Genomic DNA, 21,060 nt, shown 5'->3' on the forward strand with positions numbered 1-21,060 from the left:
AAGTGCTGGGAGGAGAAGTAAATGACAAGGTTCTTATTCAAACGAATATTATCAACAATTCCTGTACTTTTAGGAGTAACCATCTTTGTCTTTTTATTAATTCAATTAATTCCTGGTGATCCTGCAAAGTCGATTTTAGGAGGAGATGCGACAACTGAAGCGGTTGAGGCATTGCGAGTGGAAATGGGATTGAATGAATCGATGATTGTGCAATATACGAGCTGGATGGGGGATCTGTTACAGGGAGATTTAGGTTATTCACATACACTTCATACACCGATTACAGAAGAGCTTCTCCCACGATTTTTGAACAGTATGATTCTCACTGTTGCCAGTCTCTTCATATGTGTGGTTCTTGGAGTAATCTTAGGACTCATTAGTGCATTAAGAAAGGGCAGTATTTTTGATAAAGCAAGCATGGGTGTAGCTTTAATTGGTGCGAGCATGCCGGTGTTTTGGATTGCGCTTATGCTTATGTGGCTTTTCTCTTTAGAAATGGGATTATTCCCTGTAAGTGGCATGTACAATATGAGAAGTCCTGGAGGATTACCAGATTTACTACATCATTTACTATTACCAGCTTTCGCAACATCAACAGTTTCATTAGCGGTGATTGCTAGACTGACTAGAAGTACAATTATTGATACGTTGCAAAAGGATTATGTGAAGTACTTTCAGTCATTCGGATTATCAAATTCGAAGATAAATATTGTACATGTATTAAGAAACTCCTTGCCTCCAATCATTAATATTTCTGGTATGCAAGTGGGTTACCTAATGGGCGGCGCCCTATTTAGCGAAGTTGTTTTTAATTGGCCTGGCATTGGGCAAGCGTTATATGTTGCTGTGACATCAAATGATTATCCAACGATACAAGCAGGAATATTATTGATTGCCATTACATTTGTCATCGTTAATCTTATTGTTGATCTCTTAAATGTATGGCTTAGTCCAAAGTTACAGGATTCAATTAAATCTAATGCGGGGTGAAGATATATGAAGGGATGGAAGATAGCCTATAAGGCTTTTTTAACAGATAAAGTAGCAACAATTGGTGCATTGATTATAATTATTGCTTTCTTAGTCGCATTATTCGCTCCATGGCTCGCACCTTATCACCCGAATGAAGTGGCTGATGGTAGCATAAGGCTCATGCCACCAGGTACAGATGGGCATCTATTAGGAACAGATCAACAAGGAAGAGATATTTTAAGCCGAATTATCTTTGGGACACAAACATCACTCATATCAGCAGTTGTCCCTGTCGTAATTGCGGCAATGATAAGTATTGGATTAGGAATTATTGCAGGATTTTATCAAGGAATTGTTGGCAATATCATTATGCGTTTAATGGATATTTTCTTCGCATTTCCTGCCGTGTTGTTAGCAATCGCTATTGCTGCGATTTTAGGACCGGGTTTACTTAATGTAATTATTGCGATGATCATTGTCAGAATTCCTTATATGACTCGTGTTGTATATACTGATACCCTTCAAGAAAGTCAGAAGGAATACATTGAAGCAGCGAAGGCTTTTGGTGTGAGCCGTACGGAAATTATGTTTAAACAAATCTTACCGAATGTCCTGCCATCACTAATTGTCTATAGTACAACACTTGCTGGGGTAACGATTGTGACAGTAGCTGGTCTGAGCTTTATCGGGCTTGGTGTTCAGCCACCTGAAGCTGACTGGGGCAGAATGGCTAGTGACGGTAGTGATTTACTAATGCTAGGACATCCCTTTGTTACTTTCTTTCCAGGAATTGCGATTTTAATTCTGTCGTTTGCCTTTAGCATGATTGGTGATGGATTGAGAAACGCACTCGATCCATATGAAAGGTCGAAGGTGAAAAAGGAAAATGTGACCGCTAAAAAACCAATGGTCGCTTGATAATAAATGAAGGATGTGGTGGTGAAATGATTCAGGCGGTAGGAAAGAAGCAAGCGTTTCTAGATGTAAGCCATTTAACGACGAAGATTCATACACCAGACGGTTCAATGACAGTACTTGATGATATTAATCTATCGATTGATAATGGTGAAATCATGGCAATAGTAGGAGAGTCAGGGTCGGGGAAATCGATGACTATCCATTCCATCTTACAAATGATAACGAAGAATTTACTAGATAGCTATGAAGGTGAAATTCAAGTGGAAGGGAAAAGTATTTTGGACATTGGGCAGAAGGAGATGAAGAAGATTAGAGGAAAAAAAATCTCACTCGTTGCTCAGAATGCAATGACTTCTCTAGATCCTTCTTATCGTGTGGGTAAACAGATTATCGAAATTATTTTAGATAAAACAAATTTATCTAAGAGGGAGGCGATAGAAAAAGCCATATATTTATTAGAGGAGATGGGGATTGATGAAGCCAAAAGAGTGTTTCAATCATTACCACATCAATTGAGTGGAGGACTGAGACAAAGGGTAGTTATTGCCATGTCTCTCGCCTGTGATCCAGATCTTATTATTGCAGACGAACCGACTTCTGCTTTGGATCCCACTGTACAATTGCAAGTACTTGAGCTATTCCAAAAGATTAATCGTGAGTTAGGGACAGCTATTCTTATCATTACACATGATTTCGGCGTAGTTGCTAGAATAGCAGAAAGTGTGGCTGTGATGTATGCTGGACAAATTGTTGAGCAAGGGAAGACGAGTGAGGTGATTTACAATCCACAACATCCTTATACAAATAGTCTGCTCAACTGTATACCCGATTTAGATTGGATTTTCCAAGATAATGTGGGAAAGAAACCGTTATTTCAAATTAAAGGGGAGCCACCCAATTTAATGAATATAAGTAGTGGTTGTCGATTTGCAAGTCGCTGTCATATGGCTAAAGATATTTGTCATGCTAAACAACCAGACCTTAAAAGAGTGCATGCACTTGATTTGAACCACGCCGTTCGTTGTCTATTAACTGAAAGGAGAGAATCCTATGCAAAGTGAGTCCTTATTAGATGTAAGTGGTCTAACAAAGGTATATGGTAACAAAGGTTCATTGTTCGTACCACGAAAGGAAATACTAGCTGTTAATAAGGTAAGCTTTTCTATTAAGAGAGGAGAGACGTTTGGTTTAATTGGTGAGTCTGGTTCCGGGAAAACAACGATTGGTCGGATGGTGATGCGATTAATTGATGCAACAGCTGGCGACATTCAATATAAAGGTAAGTCCATTCTGTCGATGAAGAAGGGAGAGATGGATAAGTTAAGAAACGAGATGCAAATCATATTTCAAGACTCTGGTTCGGCATTCAACCCAAGAAAAACGATTGGGGAGCAAATTCTTCATCCTTTGAATAAATTCTATCCCGGTAATGAAGCTCAGATTCAGTATAAAAAGGTGATTGAAATGCTTGATGTAGTTGGATTGCGTTCAGACTTTTACCACCGATATCCACATGAATTATCTGGTGGTCAAAGGCAGCGAGCAGGTATTGCAAGGGCATTGATCGTGAAACCGAAATTTCTTGTCCTAGATGAACCTGTATCAGCTTTAGATGTTTCAGTTAAAGCTCAGATTATGAATCTTTTAATAGAGCTACAGAAAGAATTTCAATTAACCTACCTTTTTATAGCCCATAATTTAGATTTAGTTGCTTACTTCTGTGATCGTGTAGCTGTCCTTTCAAAGGGGAAAATGATAGAAACGGCACCTACAATCGATTTGTTTAGAAAGCCTCAACATGAAGTGACACAAAAACTATTAAGTTCCATTCTAACATTAGATGGGGATTTAGGAGATTACTATCGCAAGCAATCTGTCATATAAAATGGAGGGGGTTTACATGGAAAATGTGTTTTTCAAAGATATTGAGTCCGTTGCACAGATGTTAAAGGTTCAGGAAGTATCGCCTATAGATTTAACGAAAAAGTTACTTGAACGGATTCAATCAATTAACCCTGTATTAAATGCATATATCACTTTGATGAGTGAAGATGCATTAGAGCAGGCTACGGTACTTGAAAAAGAATTAAAAGAAGGGATTATTAGGGGTCCACTCCATGGCATACCAATTGCCTTAAAAGATATATTTGAAACGAAGGGGAGCGTGACTACTTCTGGTTCTAGAATCTTTGAAAACTTCATGTCCCAAAAGGATGCCGAAATCGTAAAGCTACTAAAAAAAGCAGGGGCAATTATAATAGGGAAGGCAAATCTTCATGAATTCGCGATGGGGGCGACAACAGAAAATCCTCATTATGGTCCTTCAAGAAACCCATGGAATATATTGAAAATTCCTGGTGGATCGAGTGGTGGATCTGCTGTAGCCGTTGCAGCGGGGATGGCATTTGCTGCTATTGGTACGGATACAGGAGGTTCCATTCGCTTACCGTCTGCTTTATGTGGTGTTGTTGGTTTAAAACCAACATATGATTTAATTAGTACCGATGGATGTACGCCTTTAAGTAAGAGTCTGGACCATATTGGGCCAATGACAAGAACGGTTGCTGATAGTCGTATACTCCTTCAAGTCATGGCAGATGCCAAAAAGTTAGAACAAGTCGATCTTAGTATCCGACTGAAGGATTTAAAAGGTGTAAAAGTAGCTATTTGCAAAGAGTATTTCTTTGAAGGAATGGATGAAGAGATAGCCATTCATATTCATCAGGCATTAGCTAAGCTTGAAAATCTCGGAGCAGAAATAATTGAAGTAGATATTGTTGGTATACAGGAGGCGCTACAAGCACAAAAAATAATTTTTAAAGCAGAAGCCTATGCTTTTCATGAATCTATGTTTATGGATAAATCACACCTCTATGGAGAGGATATACAGTTCCGCTTACAAGCTGGAAAAGATGTGTTAGCAAGTGAATACATTCAGGCCAAACAATATCAGCAAGCCTTCCAACAACATATCGAACATAAAATGCAAGCAGAACAAATTGATGTCTTCTTTTCACCAACGAATATAATACCGCCTTTTGATATTGGAAGTGTTGGTCCCGAAGAATCGATGAATAATATTTTTCGATTAGGCAAGACACCACTAGGGAATTTGTTAGGGCTACCTATATTGTCGGTTCCTTGTGGTTTTACATCAGAAAGACTACCTATTGGGTTCCAAATCATGGGAAGGATGTTTGAGGAAGGGAAAGTATTAGCCATCGGTGAAGTATACGAACAATCAGAGGGTTGGGTATCATATTTAGAGAGAAATGAAGTTTATCAAATAGAGAAAACGATGTAATTTGCAAAGGGAAACTCTAGAGGGGTTAAGGCTCTAGAGTTCTTCCTTTTGTTAAAAACGCTGCTATTTCCTTGCTACTTCTAAGTGTGATTATCTTCAAATTTGGCTTAGTATCTTTATATTTACGAAACCGCTCATGCATTTTTGTCTTTCTTCTATAATAAGTAGTCACGATAAACTTAAAGAATATCCAGTCAATTTTTTCATGACAGCCTTCAGCTATATCAGGTCTTGATCTTTTATGAAATTGGATACGGCGTTTAAAAATCCGGTAGAGACAGGTGGAGAGAGGGAGTTCTAAGTAGATGATTGTATCTGCTGCTGCTGTTCTAATGGGGAAGGTACTAGTGTAATTCCCCTCAATAATCCATTCAGGTTGTTTTATAATGCCTTGTTGAAGGTGTACGAATCTCTCTTCTGTTGATTCTTTCCAATTGGGGAGCCAGTATAAGGTATCTAAATGATGGACATCTATTTGTAGCTTCTTGCTAAGTTTTCTAGCAAAAGTGGACTTGCCAACACCTGCAGATACACCTATAACCATGATTTTTTTCATACAATACACTCACTCCTCTTCTACATAAGCTTATTTACGCTATTAGAGAGCTTCATTTTCCTTTAAAATGATAGTAACTGTCAAGTAGGAGGAAAATAGAATGATTGAAGAAGAAATGTACAATCGAGCCATCACATTTATTGAACAGCGCTATCCTAAAGGGTGGGGTGGAGCGGCTGTGATTCATACTGGTGATGAACGTTATCTCATTAGTGTCGCACCAGTCACGTTTAACGCTAGTACGGAGTTATGTATTGAAGTTGGTGCCATTTGTGAAGCACATAAATTCAATATTGATGTCACACATTGTTTATGTGTCGTCCGTGATAATGAGAATAGCCCCTTTAAAGTTCTTTCACCATGTGGTATTTGTCAAGAGCGTTTGCGCTATTGGGGACCGGAAGTGAGAGTCGGAGTAACGACAAAAGAAAAGCTACTTAAGTTTGTTCCTTTAGGTGAACTTCAACCTTTTCATTGGACAAATGCTTATCCAGCTGAAGAAATCGAGAGCTTTACTAGCAATGTAGAAAAGTTGCGTTGATTAAGGATTAATGTATAGATATAATCAAATAAAGACATTTGTGCAAGTAGTAATAAAACCACACCCTTCATAAAATCATTTTAAAAATTGATTTTGTGCTAGGTGTGGTTTATTATGGAAAATTATAGTGTCAAGCCACCATCAACCATCACTGTTGTCCCAGTCATGTAGCTTGATGCATCAGATGCTAAGAAGCTCACCACGTTCGCGATTTCTTGAGGTTCAGAATATCTACCCATACGCATCACACTGATTTCAGCAGGGACATAACCAGTTGTTTTCATTTGCTCTTCCACTCCTTTAGTCAGCGGAGTGGCTACGCCACCAGGACAGATGGCATTTACACGGATCCCTTTTGATACATATTCGAGTGCAGCCCCTTTTGTTAAACCAACTACAGCATGTTTACTTGCAGAATAGGCTGCAGCACTATGCTCAGAGCGAACGCCTGCAGTAGAAGCGGTATTGATGATGTGTCCATGGCCTTGTTGTTCCATCACTTTTAAAACCGCTTTCATACCAAGGAATACTCCTTTAGTATTAATATTCATCACACGATCGAATTCGGATTCTTCGATATCAGTGAACATCGAGAATTTTTGTACAACTCCAGCATTATTGAAAAATACATCAATGGTGCCGAAAGTATCCACTGCTTTTTGGACATAATGATTAACATCATCCGCATTAGATACATCTGCTTTAATGAAAATGGCTTCTACGCCTTTTTCTTTTACTAGATCGAGTGTTTCATTGGCAATTGTTTCATTGAAGTCAACGATAACTAAGTTAAAACCGTCTTCTGCTAATTTAATCGCAGAAGCGCGTCCAATTCCTCCACCTGCACCTGTTATAACTGCTGTTTTCTTACTCATATAAACATCCCCTTTTGCGAATAAAATTGGTCGACAAGTTCAGTGTTAGACACCTTGTCTATTTAAATGATAAACTATTTGAGATGTTGTTAGGTACAAAGAAACCTTCTTTTCTAAGAAGATAGACATAAATAAAGTATGTGTTGAGGATGGTGGTTTCGTGATAAAAGACCCAAGGGTGTTGCAAACTTTTGATTTGTTGTGCAAAGGGTTTACAAATTTACTCCAATCAGATGCCCTCGAGCAAATCAATATTAAGAAGCTAACGGAAGCTTCGAAAATCAACCGCACGACCTTTTATTTACATTTTGCCGATTTACAAGCTTTTGTTACCTATTATGTTAATCGCCTTTTCCAACATTGGTCGGATATCGTAAATAGTGTTCCTTCTCTTCCAGAACATAAATCACTACAAGAGCCTTATCCAGGTTTAGTGCAATTATTAGAATATATTAAAAGTGAACAAGAGCTTTATCATTGCTTATTAGTTGAGCATCGTTTGCCATTATTTACAGTAGCTTTAAGAGAATGGATGATTAAATTTACTAACCAAGGTTTTGGTACGGTCACACAAACTCCTACCTTAAGCGAATCGGAGAGAAAAGTAAGGGAAGTTCATATTCTAAGCGGTACGATTGGGTCCATTGTATGGTGGCTAGAAGAGGGATTTCCGATATCATCGCAAAAACTTGCAGAAGAATTGACCTTAATAGCGGCGAAGGGACCTTTTTATTTAAAATAGAAAAAAGTACTTGAAAATTCAGAATTAGAGATTATAATAGTAACTAATCAAACTTAATGCCTATTCATTAGCTATTAGAGAATAACCTTCTTTAATAATAACTAATGAACGAATGGCTATCTTAAACTATAACTGTCAAATGTATGGTGACAGTTGTATTTGAGATAGCCTATTTATATTGGTATGGGTAAACGAGAGTAGTTAGTTTTGTGACAATAATCATGTAAGCGCTTTGAAAAGTTAATATGTAATCAATATATTAAATGAAAGCTTCAGAGTGGAAATACTCCATCATGAAGCATGTACGCATATCTCCAATTACTAGTTTTGAAAAGAGCATAGGAGATAAATGGAATCGTTAGAGATGCATGAATGATGTAACCAGATATGGATTTAATTTTAGGAACAATGATTTTAAAAAAGAACTTCTGTAAAGCAGCCTGTTTATTAACGATTAAAAATTCCCTTTTTTAATCTCCATTAGTAAACGCCCGTCCTTTGAAATATAGATGGTGTACTGCTATCCATTTATTTAGAAGGTTTTTTATGGATTGTCAAAGGGAGAGAACAGAATGAAGATTCGTTCAGTTAACAGTTTTATTTTAGATATTCCAACAATTCGACCACATCAGTTGGCGATGCACACAATTACTAAACAAGCGATAGTATTGGTTTGTATTCAAAACGAAGAAGGTCAAGAAGGTTGGGCAGAAGTAGCTACGATCGGCGGTGCATCTTATGGAGAAGGTACACCGGAAGCGATTAAGGTCAATATTGATACTTACATTACACCGCATTTGATTGGTAAAAATGCAAATGATTACGCGAAAATAATGGCCGATTTAAATAAAGTGGTTAGAGGGAATTATTTCGCTAAATCTGTAGTCGAGTCAGCGTTAATTGATTTAGCTGCAAAAGAAAAACAATTACCAGCATATGAATTACTTGGAGGGAAAATCCATTCTTCTCTCCCACTTGCGTGGACATTGGCAAGTGGCGATACAGCTAAAGACATCGCAGAGGCGGAACGATTTTTAGAGGAAAAACGTCATAGAATTTTTAAATTAAAGATAGGGAAGGGCGATCCATATAAAAATGTGAACCATGTATTGGAGATTATTCGCTCCGTAGGTGATCGAGCAAGAGTAACGGTAGATATTAATCAGGCATGGGATGAAACAACTGCTGATTATTGTATTGCAGCACTTCAAGAAGGTGGTGTTTCAATGGTAGAGCAGCCATTACCCACTTGGAACTTAGAGGGAATGGCTAGATTAACAGAGAAATATGCTGTTCCAATTATGGCTGATGAAGCAGCTAATTCTATCCATGATGTTTTTCAGATTACTAAACTGCGTGCGGGGAATAGCATTGCCCTTAAACCGTGTAAGCATGGTGGATTATTAGAAACGAAGAAGGTAGCAGCTATTGCTGAAGGTGCTGGATTTGGCCTTTATGGTGGGACAATGATTGAATCAACATTAGGAACAGCTGTCTGTGCTTCGGTTTACTCTACAATAGGTGAATTTACATTTGGTACTGAATTGTTTGGTCCTTTATTATTTAAGGATCGTATAACAGTAGACAATTTGCGCTTCGAAAATTTTGAGTTAATTATTCCAGACGGTCATGGATTTGGAATGGAAATAGATAAGGATAAAGTTGAATTTTACCAAAGATAAAAAAGTGGTTAGGGCAGAATATTCTGATAGAATATAATTAACTGTATGGTTAAAGGAGTGTTATAAATGGCGATGTCAACAGCTTTCTTAACTGCGTATGCGAAGGCTCCCCAAAATACGCCTATGTATGAAAATAATAAACAGATTGGAATCATGCTAGAGATAAATAAACAAAGTCATACAATCGTTAATGTCGATTCTACTTTTATGACAGGACTTGCCAAAGATTATTTGAAGAGAATGATTATTGGGACAGATTTTAGTATAGATATATCAGACTTGATTTTAGATATAGAGATGAACTGTATTATTCCTTCACAACAAGCTTTAATTGTAGCCTTAAAAGTCGCGCACCAGAAGTATCGTGATACGTTTCTAAAAAAACCAATTGAATAATTGCCCGTTTATTTACGATTTCAAGACTCTACTTGAAATAAAACTAGATAAACTATTCGGCCTTTTAAAAAGAGCACTTATTAACTGTGTTGCTTTTTGGAGGGCCATTTTTTTTACCCATAATGAAAGCGTTTTTAAAAAAGGAGTTAGATAAAATGAGTAATCTATTTAAACAAGTGAATCAAACGCTTTGGCAATCGCATAAGCGTTCGAAGGATTTATTAACATTTGCTAGTTTACGTGAAGTGAAAGAGACAAGTGTGACATCAACCTCATCAAGCGCTAAAGAGGAAAAGAATAATCGTAAAAACAATCCAGGTTCGTATAAAACTAGTCAGGTTATCGGATTACTATTAGGTCCTGTTCTATTCTTCATGATCTGGTTGATACTTCCATTAAATGGATTGAGTGATGAAGGAAAAGCAGTCCTGGCTATTACAGCCTGGGTGTCAACGTGGTGGATTTTGGAGGTCATGCCTTTAGGATTAACCTCCTTGTTACCGATTGTATTATTACCTTTATTAGGAGCAATATCTGGTAGTGAAGCAGCAAGTAGTTATGGCGATCCTAATATTTTCCTCTTTCTTGGCGGGTTTGCGATTGCGCTTGCGATTGAGAAATGGAATCTTCATGAAAGGATCGCGTTGTCAATCATTAGTCTTGTAGGAACAAGTACGTCAGGTTTAGTATATGGATTTATGTTCGCAACAGGTTTTCTTTCTATGTGGATTTCTAATGTGGCGACTGTAATGATGATGTTACCGATAGGAACAGCGATTGCTTTCAAAGTAGGAGAATTAATGAAAAAAGAGGGACAGTATACTTTTGCAGAAGAAAAGAAGTTCACTCAATCTATCATTTTCTCTATTGGCTTTGGTGGAATTATCGGAGGAAGCGCGACACTGATTGGAACGCCACCGAATCTGATATTGGCAGGATTAGTAACTGAAATGTTCGGTATAGAAATATCATTTGCTAAATGGTTTTTGTTTGCTTTTCCAATGATCCTCATTCTAGGTATTGCAACAGCTTTTTATTTAACTAAAATCGCCTACCCCATGAATGTTAAAAGCCTGCAATCAGGAAAACAATTCGTAATAGATGAGAAGGAAAATCTCGGAAAAATGAGTTTTGAGGAAAAGGCAGTAGGGTTAGTATTCACGTTAACGGCTTTTATGTGGTTAACAAGATCTTTCCTCTGGACGGATATCATTCCGGGCATAAGTGACACAATGATTGCGATTACCGGTGCCTTATTACTTTATTTAATCCCAGCATCTAAAAAGCACGGAGGAAGATTACTCGGTCAGGATTCTCTTAAGAAAATGCCTTGGGATGTCTTGCTTTTGGTCGGAGGAGGTTTAGCCATTGCGGCTGGATTCAGTCAAACGGATCTATCATCATGGGTTGGTAGTCAGCTATTATTGTTAGAAGGAACGCCATATATTGTCATTCTGGCTATATCGACCTTATTAGCAATTGGTATTACTCAGATTGCACCTAATACTGCTGTGACAACTATATTTGTACCTATTGCGGCTACGCTTGCGTTAGCAATTGATGCACATCCGTTACCATTAATGACAGCTGTTGCTTTAGGTGCTGGTTTTGCTTTTATGCTACCGATTGGTACACCATCTCAAGCAATTATATTTGGTACAGGGAAAGTAACGATTGTTGATATGTTAAGAAGAGGAACACTAGTTACCATTTTAGCCACTGTACTGATTATTTTATTTGTATACTTCCTATATCCAATGGTATTTGATCTGAACTTGTTCGAATATCCATCAGCTTTGAAATAAAATAAAACAAAGCCTTACTCCTTATATAGGAGAAGGCTTTTGTTATACTTATATCCCTTTTTTATAGAGCACAAAAGAATAAACAGTTGGTATGATGACAATAATCACAACTAAAATAATCATGATCAGAATCTGAGCAAAGTTGATAAATCCAGTGAGTATCATACCAAGCCCACCAATAATCCACAAATAACCGGCTAATCGATGGGTTTTATTCCAATTTTCCTCACTTGTAAGTGTCCAAGGTAGCTTGATTCCTACCGTGAAATTTTGCTTACTTTTAGGCATATAATTTCCACAAATGATGAAAATGAGTCCTACCAGAATAGGGGCAATAGATTCAATACGGATGTCATAGCCGAGTGCTTTGAATAAGGTGATGGGTACGATGATAAGAGTCATAATTGGAATTAACCATATAATTAATTGTTTGAGTGCTTTAGCGGTATTTTCTTTCTTTGGGTCATTATTTATCATAAAAATAGTAAATAAGTGAATGGCGGCCATTAATAGGGGCAATCCCCACACAGCAATGGCCTTAGAGGTGAAATTATCAGCTTCACCTGCTGTATTCCAGTGGATGGCGATTTGATCAGGTAAATCAGGATATACAATCAAGCCAGGAATAATAGGAAGTAAACAAAGTAACGTCGTAATCACAAGTGTCCTATTCATTTTTCTTGTCATTTTCTTTCCCTCCAAATTGTGTAAACCACAGCATAATTTCTTCAAATACAGAAATATTTAATTCGTAATAAATGAAGTTCTTATACTTGCTTTCAAGTATAAGATCTGCCTTTTTTAGCTGTGATAAGTGATAAGAAATGGTTGCTCCTGTCATTTCAAAATGCTTCCCAATCTCACCGGCAGATAGCTTTTTATCTTTCAGTAAGACAAGAATCTCTCTACGCACAGGGTCTGAAAGAGCCTTAAATGTATCTGGAAACCCCACGATAACACCTCTTTAATCTATTTAGAAATATCTCTAAATAGATTATATAACATGATATGTAAAAAATCACTATCTGTTTCGAAAAATTTCTAAATAGGTTTGCGATGGGCTCTGGGTTTAGGAATATTCATCCCCCATTATGAATGTATAGATCGTTTTGGAATGAATCATAATCGTTATATAAGTGATTGTAAAAAGGGGGCCATGTATCATTCAAATTGAAAGGGAAGTGTATTAAGGAGAATGACCTGAATAAGAAGAAGTAATAGGCTAAAAAATGAGGTCAAACATTGCTTTAATCATATGAAATTGAAAGAAGCGAAAAAAAATAACACGAAAAAATGTTAATGTTAAACCAATATTTTTTCGTGTTACAGATAGTTGCAATGTTAATTAACTGCGATGCTTTGTATCATTGCGAAGTAAGCCATTAATACAAATAAAACAGAAGCTAAAAAGGAAAGTGCAACATGTTGTTTCATTTTAAAGAGGACTAAGCTTCCACCAAGGCAGCTAAGGGCAAGAATGCCGAATATGATGCCCACTTCAGTGAAAATAAATGAAACTGAAATTCCTTCAAGTGTTCCTTGATAGAACAGATTTAATATCGGTGCATAGCCACTATGAGCAATTAGATTGTCAATGTTCATTGGGGGAGACTGCTCATTAAAAATACCTGTAAGGATAAAGATAATGGTTATGATAAGAAATTCTGCACGAACCCATGGCTTCGGGTTGAATGAAGACTCTCTTTTTAGGCGGTGTTTCATCCAAAACCCATTGATCAAAGCGAAAACAGTTAAAGGCATAACAAAAAGTAGTTTTAGCAATAGGCCTTGACCATATGAAACCAATAAGGCATCTTTATAATCTGTTTCAGCAGTCGTCACATTCGTTAGAAGAATACCACTTAAAACAATTAGTAAAAAGCAGATAATGGCTGTTAGATGGAACCATTTTAGAAAAGGCAACCAACTAGTTGTTTGCCGTGAAAACCAGGATACGACGAGTAATACCCCTGCCCAAGTAGAAACGGCAATTAGATGAAGGGCATGAATTCCAATCCCATAAACTCCTTGTATACTGCCAGCATGGCTTGACCAGGCTACACCGATGGTAAGAAGGAAGAGAAGAATCATTTCTCCAATAATGGAAATCTTTCTTTTATCCTCACCAAAAAGGGTAATGTAAAATGCCAGAACGATACAAATGATGAATGTGAAAAGCCAAGCATTCCCTACGCGGAAACTGAGTAATATATTTTCAAAGGCAGAACCCAGCCCATCAAGTTTGGTGAGATGGGTAACTAATTGTATTAAGGGAATGAAAGATAATACGGCAATCCCCATTGTCGCCACTAATTGTATTGAGATGGATACATTTACAGGTGGCTTAGAATTTGCAGGCACCCATCGTAAAATAAAGGTGCCTGCAAGGAGAGCAAAACATAAATAGAGAAGTGCCTCACTCAAAATGGTTATAAAAAACATCGTTTATTTTTTCCTTTTTAATAAGATGATCGCAATAATCGCAACAATGGCAACAAGGATGATACCAATCAATAACCCGTTTGAGTTTGATTCCGTTTCATCCGCTGTTTCGTTGGATGGTGTTGTCTCGTCTTCTTCTACAGTTGGCTCCTCATTTTCTGTAGTTGGAGCAATTTCTGCTGTATCTTCTTCTACCTCTTCTTCAGGAACATTGACTTCAAAGCCGTAAGATTCTTGCATAATATGACCATCTACTCCGATGATTTCCCAGCTTACCGTATAATTACCGTTAGCGATTGGTTCAGAGAAAGTAGCAATTAACTCATCTTCCTTAACAGTGATGTCACTCGCCTCGACTACTTCTCCTTCACTATTTTCAATTTGCAAAGAAGCATTATCTTCTATAACAGTGTCAAAATATAATTGAATCGTATCAATTGATTCTGTAACAGTCGCACCATCTTCAGGGTTTGAACTATCTAAATGAGTATGTGCAAAAGCGGTATTTGTGCTAATTAATAAACATGTCACTACGAACAGTAGCATAGATAATTTTTTCATATCATGACCTCCAAAACTTTTTTTCGTAATTAGCGTACTAAATTGGGAAAGGAGATACAACCTTTTACCTGTGTACGATTGGTGTCGTTTTTGTGAATTTCTAAAATACTGCTATGACAAAACAATCTCTTAAGTAGCGATAGGCGGCCCCTTTACTTAACAATTAAACACAATCAATTAAAAATGAGAACACCAATGTAGAAAAAATGTTAGATTCATGACATTAATGTGTAGAAAATATGGAATTTGTATGTAAATATCCTGTAACTAATTACCTTAGGTTGTACGTCGAATCCTTTTTATCTTTCCATAAATCCCACATATATATTTCTTGCCAATTAAAATATTGTTCTTATCATCTTTTGTCGTTAAAATCTAAATGATGAAAATAATTACAAAAGGAGAAAGGTTAATGAATCGAGTAGATGTAGCTTATTCACTGATTGTCGATAAAAACGAAGAAAATATCTTGATGGTAAAGAATATTAAACATAATAATTGGTCCCCACCTGGTGGAGGGGTAGAGAAAGGAGAAACATTGTTAGAGGCAGCAATTAGAGAAACGAAGGAAGAAACAGGTTTGGATATTGAACTTGGCGATATTGTCTCAATTAATGAAGCTTTTATGGAACAGGAAAATTTTCATGCGATTTTCTTTACTTTTAAGGCGAAAGTCATTGGTGGAGAGATTGAAATAAATGATAGGGAGACGATAGAAGAGGTGAGATGGATGAGTATCGCAGAAGCGGAATCTTGGATGCCTTATCATCAAAAGGGTATTCGTTATTTATTAAAACAATCTGCACTTTATTATTTTGAGGGAAATTAGTATCGTATAAAACGGTCCCCGTTAGCAAAAAATGGTTAAAAAGGAGATGTTTTTCATGAGAAAATTCGCCATTTTTCTGCTTATATATTTACTCGCTTGCCATGTAAGTCTGGAGGAGGTACATGCTGAAGAGTATAAACAACATGATGCCAAAGATAAGGAACAAGTGGTAGACCAGTTTGTATTAGCTATATTGAATGATGAGGTAAGGAATGCAGTAAATGATTATTATAAAAAGGATACTGTAATCCAATTTGACTGGCAAGCAAAAGACTATAACGTTGTTGAAATGAAGCAATGGAAGAAAGGTAATGAACTAGGACATTCTTTTCTGATTAGTTTAACGGTATTGCCATATGATAATAATAAGTCTAGTCAATTGGGTATTGATACAATTACTTTTGGCATTTCGCCTCAATCCTTAAACACACAGAAAAACAATAAGAGTTTAGCATCTACGGAAGTTGAGTTATTAGATTATAAACATAGAGAGGCTGTGTATAAGGGGAGTTAGTTCAATGGAAGAGAGGAGATTGGGTTGAAAGAGATATCTAGAGTGGTCGGGTTCATAGCGGGATTAATAAGTATGATAATTTGGGGAATGTTTACTTTTTTTAACCCTTATTCTTCTGACTTTGTAGGAATAGGTACAGCCTTATTAACCTTCTTCTTGTTGGCACTCCCTGCTTTGTTCATTATTATATTTATAAGGGTCTCGAATCAGTTCATCATGCTCATTGCTGTTATTTGGTCATTGCCCTGTTCACTTTACTTTGCATTAACCCCAGGATTCTTCGCTATAGCTGGTTTAGCTTGGTTATTATATTTAATAAGTTTGATTTTGATGACTCTTCATAAGAAAAAATATAATTCAGTCAATTCAATTTGATAAATGAAGGAATATATGATAGATTAATAAAAAAATTGAGGTGAAGAATGATGCCTATAAAAGATAATTGCTCATTTTCACAATTGCATCATCATATAATCTAGCTTTGCTATTTCGATCTTGAAAATCGTAAATAGGAAGGCTATTTTTCATTCAACCGTATTTGATTAAGTTCACACTTATATCAAGTGCGGTTTTTTTATTATATAAAAAAGGTGAATGTAGAATGAAGAAAATGCAAGAACAAAACGTAAAAGGGACGCAAGATTATTTACCGGAAATTGCAAAGGTGAGAAGAGACATTACTCGAACATTGGAGGAGGTATTCGTTCAATACGGATGTGAACCGCTAGAGACACCGATACTGAATTATTCAAAATTAATGGCTTCCAAATATAGCGGTGGAGATGAGATCCTTAAGGAAATGTACAATTTATCCGACAGAGGACGAAGAGAACTGGCTCTGAGGTATGACTTAACCATTCCATTTGCTAAAGTGATAGCGATGAACCCTCAATTGAGGATGCCTTTTAAACGTTACGAAATTGGGAAGGTTTTTCGGGACGGTCCTATTAAAACGGGCAGACTTAGAGAGTTTACCCAATGTGATGTAGATGTAACTGGCATTGAAAGTCAGATGGCAGAAGCCGAATTAATGCTTATGGCCCTTGATGCGTTTGAGAGAATTGGTCTTCAGGTGGAGATTCAATATAATAATAGGAAATACCTAAGCGGAATGTTGGCACTCTTTGGAGTCGATAAAGGCCAACTCAATCAAGTGATATTGGTCATTGATAAGCTGAATAAGATTGGTGCCGATGGCGTGATGAAAGAACTTAATCATCTCAATCTCTCAGGAAATACATTAAGTAGTATTCAAAGGTTTTTAGAAGATGAGGAAAACTCAACGTTATCTTCTTTTGAATCTTATGAATCCACTCAAGTACAAGAAGGGGTCAAAGAAATCGCTGAACTAGAAAGTTTTTTGCAGGCCTTATCTATAGAGGGACAATGTAATTTTAATCCTTTTTTAGCGAGAGGGTTAGAAATTTACACCGGCACAATTTATGAAATCTTTCTTGTGGATAAAACAATTACATCAAGTATTGGTAGTGGAGGAAGATACGATCAAGCGATTGGAGGTCTTATTGGCACAAATGAAACCATGCCAACAGTGGGAATATCCTTTGGTTTAGATGTCATTTCTACAGCATTCATAGCGAGAAATGTTCAGGATTTAAGCCCCTCTCCAGTTGATTATTATGTGATACCACTTAGTAAAAATATCGAGGCATTAACAGTTGCCAATGACTTAAGGAAAAAAGGATACAATGTATTGCTAGAAATGAGTAAAATGAAGCTTCGCAGAGCACTTGAACGTGCAAATAAAGAAAACATAAAAAAAGTCATTATTATTGGCGAAAATGAAGTGAAGAACAATAAGTACAACGTGAAAGATATGGGAACGGGGGAGGAGGTAGAGGTAGTTTTTCTTTTTAAATGAAAAAATTTGAAACGAAAAAGAACTTTGGTCGTCTTAAGGGTATGAGAAAATAGAGGTGATGAGGTGACAGGGAATACGGAGAGTTCTTTTAATCATGAACATGATATTTGGTTCGAAAAGGTTATGGATAATTATGGAGAAGCTTTAACAAAGTTAGCCTTTAACTATTTAAAGGATTGGAATTTAGCAGAAGATGTGATTCAAGATGTTTTAATTATTTGCTATAAGCATTTTGACACATTAGAAGAAATACACTCTTTGAAGGCTTGGTTATACAGGGTGACGATTAATAAGAGTAAAGATATACTAAAGCACTCGAATAGGTTTAGAATGATTTTTAATTCGAGTATATTGGAGTTGAAACAAAGTATAGAGCGACCTCCTGAGATACAAATGATTCAGAATAATGAACGATTTTTCTTATCAGCCTCTGTATTATCACTTCCTATTAAGTATCGTGAAGTCATCATCTTATATTATTATGATGGGCTTTCAATTGTGGAAATTAGTCATATCCTCAATGTGAATGAAAATACTTTGAAAACAAGATTAAAAAGAGCGAGGGGAAAATTAAGGGTATTGATGGAGGGGAGAGAAGTGCATGGATAAGGAATTAAAGAAGTTGAGAGAAGCAATGGATACTTCTCTGCTAAAAGGAGAGCATTTTACCACTACACAGAAAATAAAAATTAAAGAAAAAATAAAATCTGAGTATCAGCCAAGGAAACCAGTTAAACATAAATTTCTTCTTTACATCGCTACAATAGCAACTACTTTTTTTATTCTATTTGTATTATCTAAACAGCCTATTTTTACAAAAATGAATGATATGATGATAAATGGAACATGGGATGTTAGACATACTTTTAGCATTAATAGTCGTGAATTGTTTTCAGTCTTCCCTGATCCAAATTTAGCGGTTAATGGTGAATATAGCTATTTATTTTCATTTAAAGAACCTTTTAAAAAGTATGAGGGAAAGGAACTAGCCATCTATGCCATAAATAAAAGTAATGGGGAGAGGATAACTGTATTAACAACAGAAGCCATTACCCAACCTTCATCTGGATACGACAGCTTAAATCGATTTACTACAGTATTTGCGTTACCCGAAACAGGCATATGGAAATTAGAAATTCAATTTGATAATCAATATTATGGGGATGTTGTTCTATATGTTCCAGATTACGATCTACCTCTTTTCGTAAATAAAGATGAGATTCGAAATATTGATTGGAATGAGAAAGCGATAGAATTTAATGAAAATATGATAGGTAATGAAAATAAAACTGGTATCATTGGTGCCGACTTACCAAGTGTTGAACACAATCAAAAGTGGATGTGGCATTTTTGGGGGATAAAGGACCCGACAAAAACAGAATTAACTGTTGTCGGATATCATAAAGATTCGAAAACCGTGCATCAAATATTAACGACAGGATGGTCAATGGACTTATCGGGTAGTAATAATAAAGCAGCTGCACATGCCCCTTCATCTGTAAGGTTACCAAAAACTGGACAATGGGCACTACTTCTATACACTAATGAAAAACTATTTGATACTATCATATTAAATATTAAATGAAGTTGAATGAAGAAATAGTTAAATAGTTCTGTTTATTCAGGACTATTTTTCTTATAATTTAATTATTAACGAAAAGGTAAATAGATAGTTAACTCATGCTTATTGTTAAGCAAACTAGAATTCTGATATTTGTATTGAAGGAAAAATACCTTAGTAGGGTTTTGTAGAGAAATAAAAAAATAATGTAGATAGTAGATATATATTGAAGTAAAGTATGATTCGCTGGTTACGAAGGTTAATTCTTTGTTGGTTGTAAACTGTATAGCTTTTTATTTAGTAATACACTATAGATTATTATGTAATGTGTAAAAAATGTAAAATAACATGTAGGAAGCCCTATAAAAAGAATGAACCCTGATAGGGCTCTAGGAGAAAATAGTATTAAATCTATAAAGTAGTAATGATGCTTCTCGCACCGATAATTACTGTTATGCCCAAGCTAGTTGTGAGTAATTTGAAGATAATTTTTAACAATTTACATACCACCTTTGTATGAATTTATTCCTAATAATGATAATATAAATAAATAATAATTCCTGTTTTTTTTCATATATGAAAATCGGAGGATACTATGAATAAAATTGGTCATGTATTTAGAACCATACGGCTGGCAAAAAACCTCTCATTAAAAGATATAGCACAAGGAGATATTAGTGTCTCATTTTTATCAAAATTCGAACGTGATGAATCAGATATTTCTCTTTCTAAGTTTTATTCATTACTTAATAAGATGAATATAACATTAGAAGAATTTCGTTTTATTGCAAATGATTACAAACTTATGGAACACGAAGTAATGTTAGATAACGTAAGATCTGCGTATGAAAGTAATAATATTATTTTATTAGAAACCCTTAAAAAAAAGGAATTAGCAAAATATAGTGAAACCAAAAGAAATACATATAAACTTAACTCAATAATGATTAGTGCCTTAGTTTGTGATTTGAGAAATCAATACGATATATCAGCCGAAGATAAAACCTATTTGAGTGATTATTTGCTGTCTGTTGAAACATGGGGTTATTATGAAAATATTTTGTTTGGGAATTCTTTGAGTATATTAACACTTGATTCAGTTATTTTGTTTTCGAAAGAGATACTTAAAAGGTCTAAACTTTATATGAATTTAAATGTAAATAGAGATGAAGTTGTAGGTATATTGTTAAATGCAACTGTTTTTTGTATTGAAGGCAACAGAATTTCAGAATCATTATATTTTATCAAGATAGTAGATGAAATGCTTGAAAATAAAGTCCTATATTTTGAGAAAACCAAACTATTATTCTTAAAAGGTTTGTACGATATAAAAACACAGAAAAAAGAAAAAGGAATTGAAAAATGTAAAAGTGCAATACAAATTATGCATGATTTAGGTTCAATCCTATTAGCAGTAAACCACGAAGAATATTTAGAGAAGTTTTTAGAACATTAGTGTTTTCAAATATGACATGAATTTATC

At 35.8% G+C, this 21,060-nt stretch carries 23 protein-coding genes; 17 read left to right on the forward strand and 6 right to left on the reverse strand.

Annotation, left to right across the window (positions count from 1 at the left end; translation table 11 throughout):
• Positions 1-21: 21 nt before the first annotated feature.
• Genes MKX78_RS04730 through MKX78_RS04750 form a run of 5 tightly spaced genes read left to right on the forward strand, consistent with a single transcriptional unit; the run spans position 22 to position 5,194 of the window.
• Positions 22-990 (forward strand): ABC transporter permease, encoded by a 969-nt coding sequence (locus MKX78_RS04730; RefSeq protein ID WP_307317294.1) that lies wholly within the window; start codon positions 22-24, stop codon positions 988-990.
• A 6-nt stretch (positions 991-996) separates the two neighbouring features.
• Positions 997-1,890, forward strand: coding sequence for an ABC transporter permease (locus tag MKX78_RS04735; protein ID WP_341050037.1), 894 nt, complete (start codon positions 997-999; stop codon positions 1,888-1,890).
• A gap of 26 nt (positions 1,891-1,916) precedes the next feature.
• Entirely contained in the window at positions 1,917-2,951 is a 1,035-nt protein-coding gene (locus MKX78_RS04740; RefSeq protein ID WP_341050040.1) for an ABC transporter ATP-binding protein, read from the forward strand.
• Complete coding sequence (locus MKX78_RS04745; protein ID WP_307317288.1) at positions 2,941-3,774, forward strand: ATP-binding cassette domain-containing protein; 834 nt, start codon at positions 2,941-2,943, stop codon at positions 3,772-3,774. Before MKX78_RS04740 ends, MKX78_RS04745 begins: the two co-directional genes overlap by 11 nt.
• 16 nt (positions 3,775-3,790) lie before the next feature.
• Entirely contained in the window at positions 3,791-5,194 is a 1,404-nt protein-coding gene (locus tag MKX78_RS04750) for an amidase (protein ID WP_341050044.1), read from the forward strand.
• A 25-nt stretch (positions 5,195-5,219) separates the two neighbouring features.
• Here the strand turns inward: MKX78_RS04750 and MKX78_RS04755 are convergent, their stop codons facing one another.
• A complete protein-coding gene (locus tag MKX78_RS04755) occupies positions 5,220-5,750 on the reverse strand; it encodes a topology modulation protein (RefSeq protein ID WP_341050046.1) in 531 nt (176 codons plus the stop codon).
• A gap of 100 nt (positions 5,751-5,850) precedes the next feature.
• On the opposite strand from MKX78_RS04755, the gene MKX78_RS04760 reads away from it, so the two are divergent.
• Entirely contained in the window at positions 5,851-6,291 is a 441-nt protein-coding gene (locus tag MKX78_RS04760) for a cytidine deaminase (protein WP_095370405.1), read from the forward strand.
• Between the two features lie 122 nt (positions 6,292-6,413).
• On the opposite strand, the gene MKX78_RS04765 is transcribed toward MKX78_RS04760, so the two are convergent.
• Positions 6,414-7,166 carry an SDR family NAD(P)-dependent oxidoreductase gene (locus MKX78_RS04765; RefSeq protein ID WP_095370404.1) on the reverse strand — a complete coding sequence of 251 codons (753 nt, stop codon included), beginning with the start codon at positions 7,164-7,166 and terminating at the stop codon, positions 6,414-6,416.
• 160 nt (positions 7,167-7,326) lie between these two features.
• On the opposite strand from MKX78_RS04765, the gene MKX78_RS04770 reads away from it, so the two are divergent.
• The 4 genes from MKX78_RS04770 (at position 7,327) to MKX78_RS04785 (ending at position 11,791) form a co-directional block, all read left to right on the forward strand.
• On the forward strand, positions 7,327-7,908 hold the full coding sequence (locus MKX78_RS04770) for a TetR-like C-terminal domain-containing protein (protein WP_095370403.1): 582 nt from the start codon (positions 7,327-7,329) through the stop codon (positions 7,906-7,908).
• A 572-nt stretch (positions 7,909-8,480) separates the two neighbouring features.
• Positions 8,481-9,590 (forward strand): muconate cycloisomerase family protein, encoded by a 1,110-nt coding sequence (locus tag MKX78_RS04775; RefSeq protein WP_307317276.1) that lies wholly within the window; start codon positions 8,481-8,483, stop codon positions 9,588-9,590.
• A 66-nt stretch (positions 9,591-9,656) separates the two neighbouring features.
• Positions 9,657-9,986 (forward strand): DUF3870 domain-containing protein, encoded by a 330-nt coding sequence (locus tag MKX78_RS04780; protein ID WP_095370401.1) that lies wholly within the window; start codon positions 9,657-9,659, stop codon positions 9,984-9,986.
• Positions 9,987-10,141: 155 nt separating this feature from the next.
• The gene (locus MKX78_RS04785; protein WP_307317273.1) at positions 10,142-11,791 is read left to right on the forward strand and encodes an SLC13 family permease; all 1,650 of its coding nucleotides are present in this window, start codon (positions 10,142-10,144) and stop codon (positions 11,789-11,791) included.
• A gap of 48 nt (positions 11,792-11,839) precedes the next feature.
• Here the strand turns inward: MKX78_RS04785 and MKX78_RS04790 are convergent, their stop codons facing one another.
• The 4 genes from MKX78_RS04790 to MKX78_RS04805 all read right to left on the reverse strand — a co-directional run bounded on the left by MKX78_RS04790 (position 11,840) and on the right by MKX78_RS04805 (position 14,794).
• Positions 11,840-12,478, reverse strand: a complete 639-nt coding sequence (locus MKX78_RS04790) for an SdpI family protein (protein WP_095370399.1) — start codon at positions 12,476-12,478, stop codon at positions 11,840-11,842.
• Positions 12,459-12,743: an autorepressor SdpR family transcription factor gene (locus MKX78_RS04795; RefSeq protein WP_095370398.1), complete on the reverse strand. Its 285-nt coding sequence runs from the start codon at positions 12,741-12,743 to the stop codon at positions 12,459-12,461. Before MKX78_RS04795 ends, MKX78_RS04790 begins: the two co-directional genes overlap by 20 nt.
• A gap of 389 nt (positions 12,744-13,132) precedes the next feature.
• Positions 13,133-14,233, reverse strand: a complete 1,101-nt coding sequence (locus tag MKX78_RS04800; RefSeq protein WP_095370397.1) for a copper resistance D family protein — start codon at positions 14,231-14,233, stop codon at positions 13,133-13,135.
• Positions 14,234-14,236: 3 nt separating this feature from the next.
• Complete coding sequence (locus tag MKX78_RS04805; protein ID WP_328200060.1) at positions 14,237-14,794, reverse strand: copper resistance CopC family protein; 558 nt, start codon at positions 14,792-14,794, stop codon at positions 14,237-14,239.
• A 412-nt stretch (positions 14,795-15,206) separates the two neighbouring features.
• Here MKX78_RS04805 and MKX78_RS04810 point away from each other — a divergent pair, with 412 nt between their 5' ends.
• From MKX78_RS04810 to MKX78_RS04840, 7 genes are all read left to right on the forward strand, one after another.
• Positions 15,207-15,623 (forward strand): NUDIX hydrolase, encoded by a 417-nt coding sequence (locus MKX78_RS04810; RefSeq protein WP_341050053.1) that lies wholly within the window; start codon positions 15,207-15,209, stop codon positions 15,621-15,623.
• Between the two features lie 55 nt (positions 15,624-15,678).
• The gene (locus MKX78_RS04815; RefSeq protein WP_157733777.1) at positions 15,679-16,137 is read left to right on the forward strand and encodes a DUF3888 domain-containing protein; all 459 of its coding nucleotides are present in this window, start codon (positions 15,679-15,681) and stop codon (positions 16,135-16,137) included.
• 24 nt (positions 16,138-16,161) lie between these two features.
• Positions 16,162-16,512: a hypothetical protein gene (locus MKX78_RS04820; protein ID WP_095370393.1), complete on the forward strand. Its 351-nt coding sequence runs from the start codon at positions 16,162-16,164 to the stop codon at positions 16,510-16,512.
• A 226-nt stretch (positions 16,513-16,738) separates the two neighbouring features.
• Positions 16,739-18,016 carry a histidine--tRNA ligase gene (locus MKX78_RS04825; RefSeq protein ID WP_341050055.1) on the forward strand — a complete coding sequence of 426 codons (1,278 nt, stop codon included), beginning with the start codon at positions 16,739-16,741 and terminating at the stop codon, positions 18,014-18,016.
• Between the two features lie 63 nt (positions 18,017-18,079).
• Positions 18,080-18,625 (forward strand): sigma-70 family RNA polymerase sigma factor, encoded by a 546-nt coding sequence (locus tag MKX78_RS04830; RefSeq protein ID WP_341050057.1) that lies wholly within the window; start codon positions 18,080-18,082, stop codon positions 18,623-18,625.
• Entirely contained in the window at positions 18,618-19,601 is a 984-nt protein-coding gene (locus tag MKX78_RS04835; RefSeq protein WP_341050059.1) for a DUF4871 domain-containing protein, read from the forward strand. Before MKX78_RS04830 ends, MKX78_RS04835 begins: the two co-directional genes overlap by 8 nt.
• A gap of 571 nt (positions 19,602-20,172) precedes the next feature.
• Positions 20,173-21,033, forward strand: coding sequence for a helix-turn-helix domain-containing protein (locus tag MKX78_RS04840; protein ID WP_224934713.1), 861 nt, complete (start codon positions 20,173-20,175; stop codon positions 21,031-21,033).
• Positions 21,034-21,060: the final 27 nt, after the last annotated feature.

The sequence above is a fragment of the Cytobacillus sp. FSL R5-0569 genome (assembly GCF_038007265.1).
GTDB lineage: Bacteria > Bacillota > Bacilli > Bacillales > Cytobacillaceae > Cytobacillus > Cytobacillus kochii.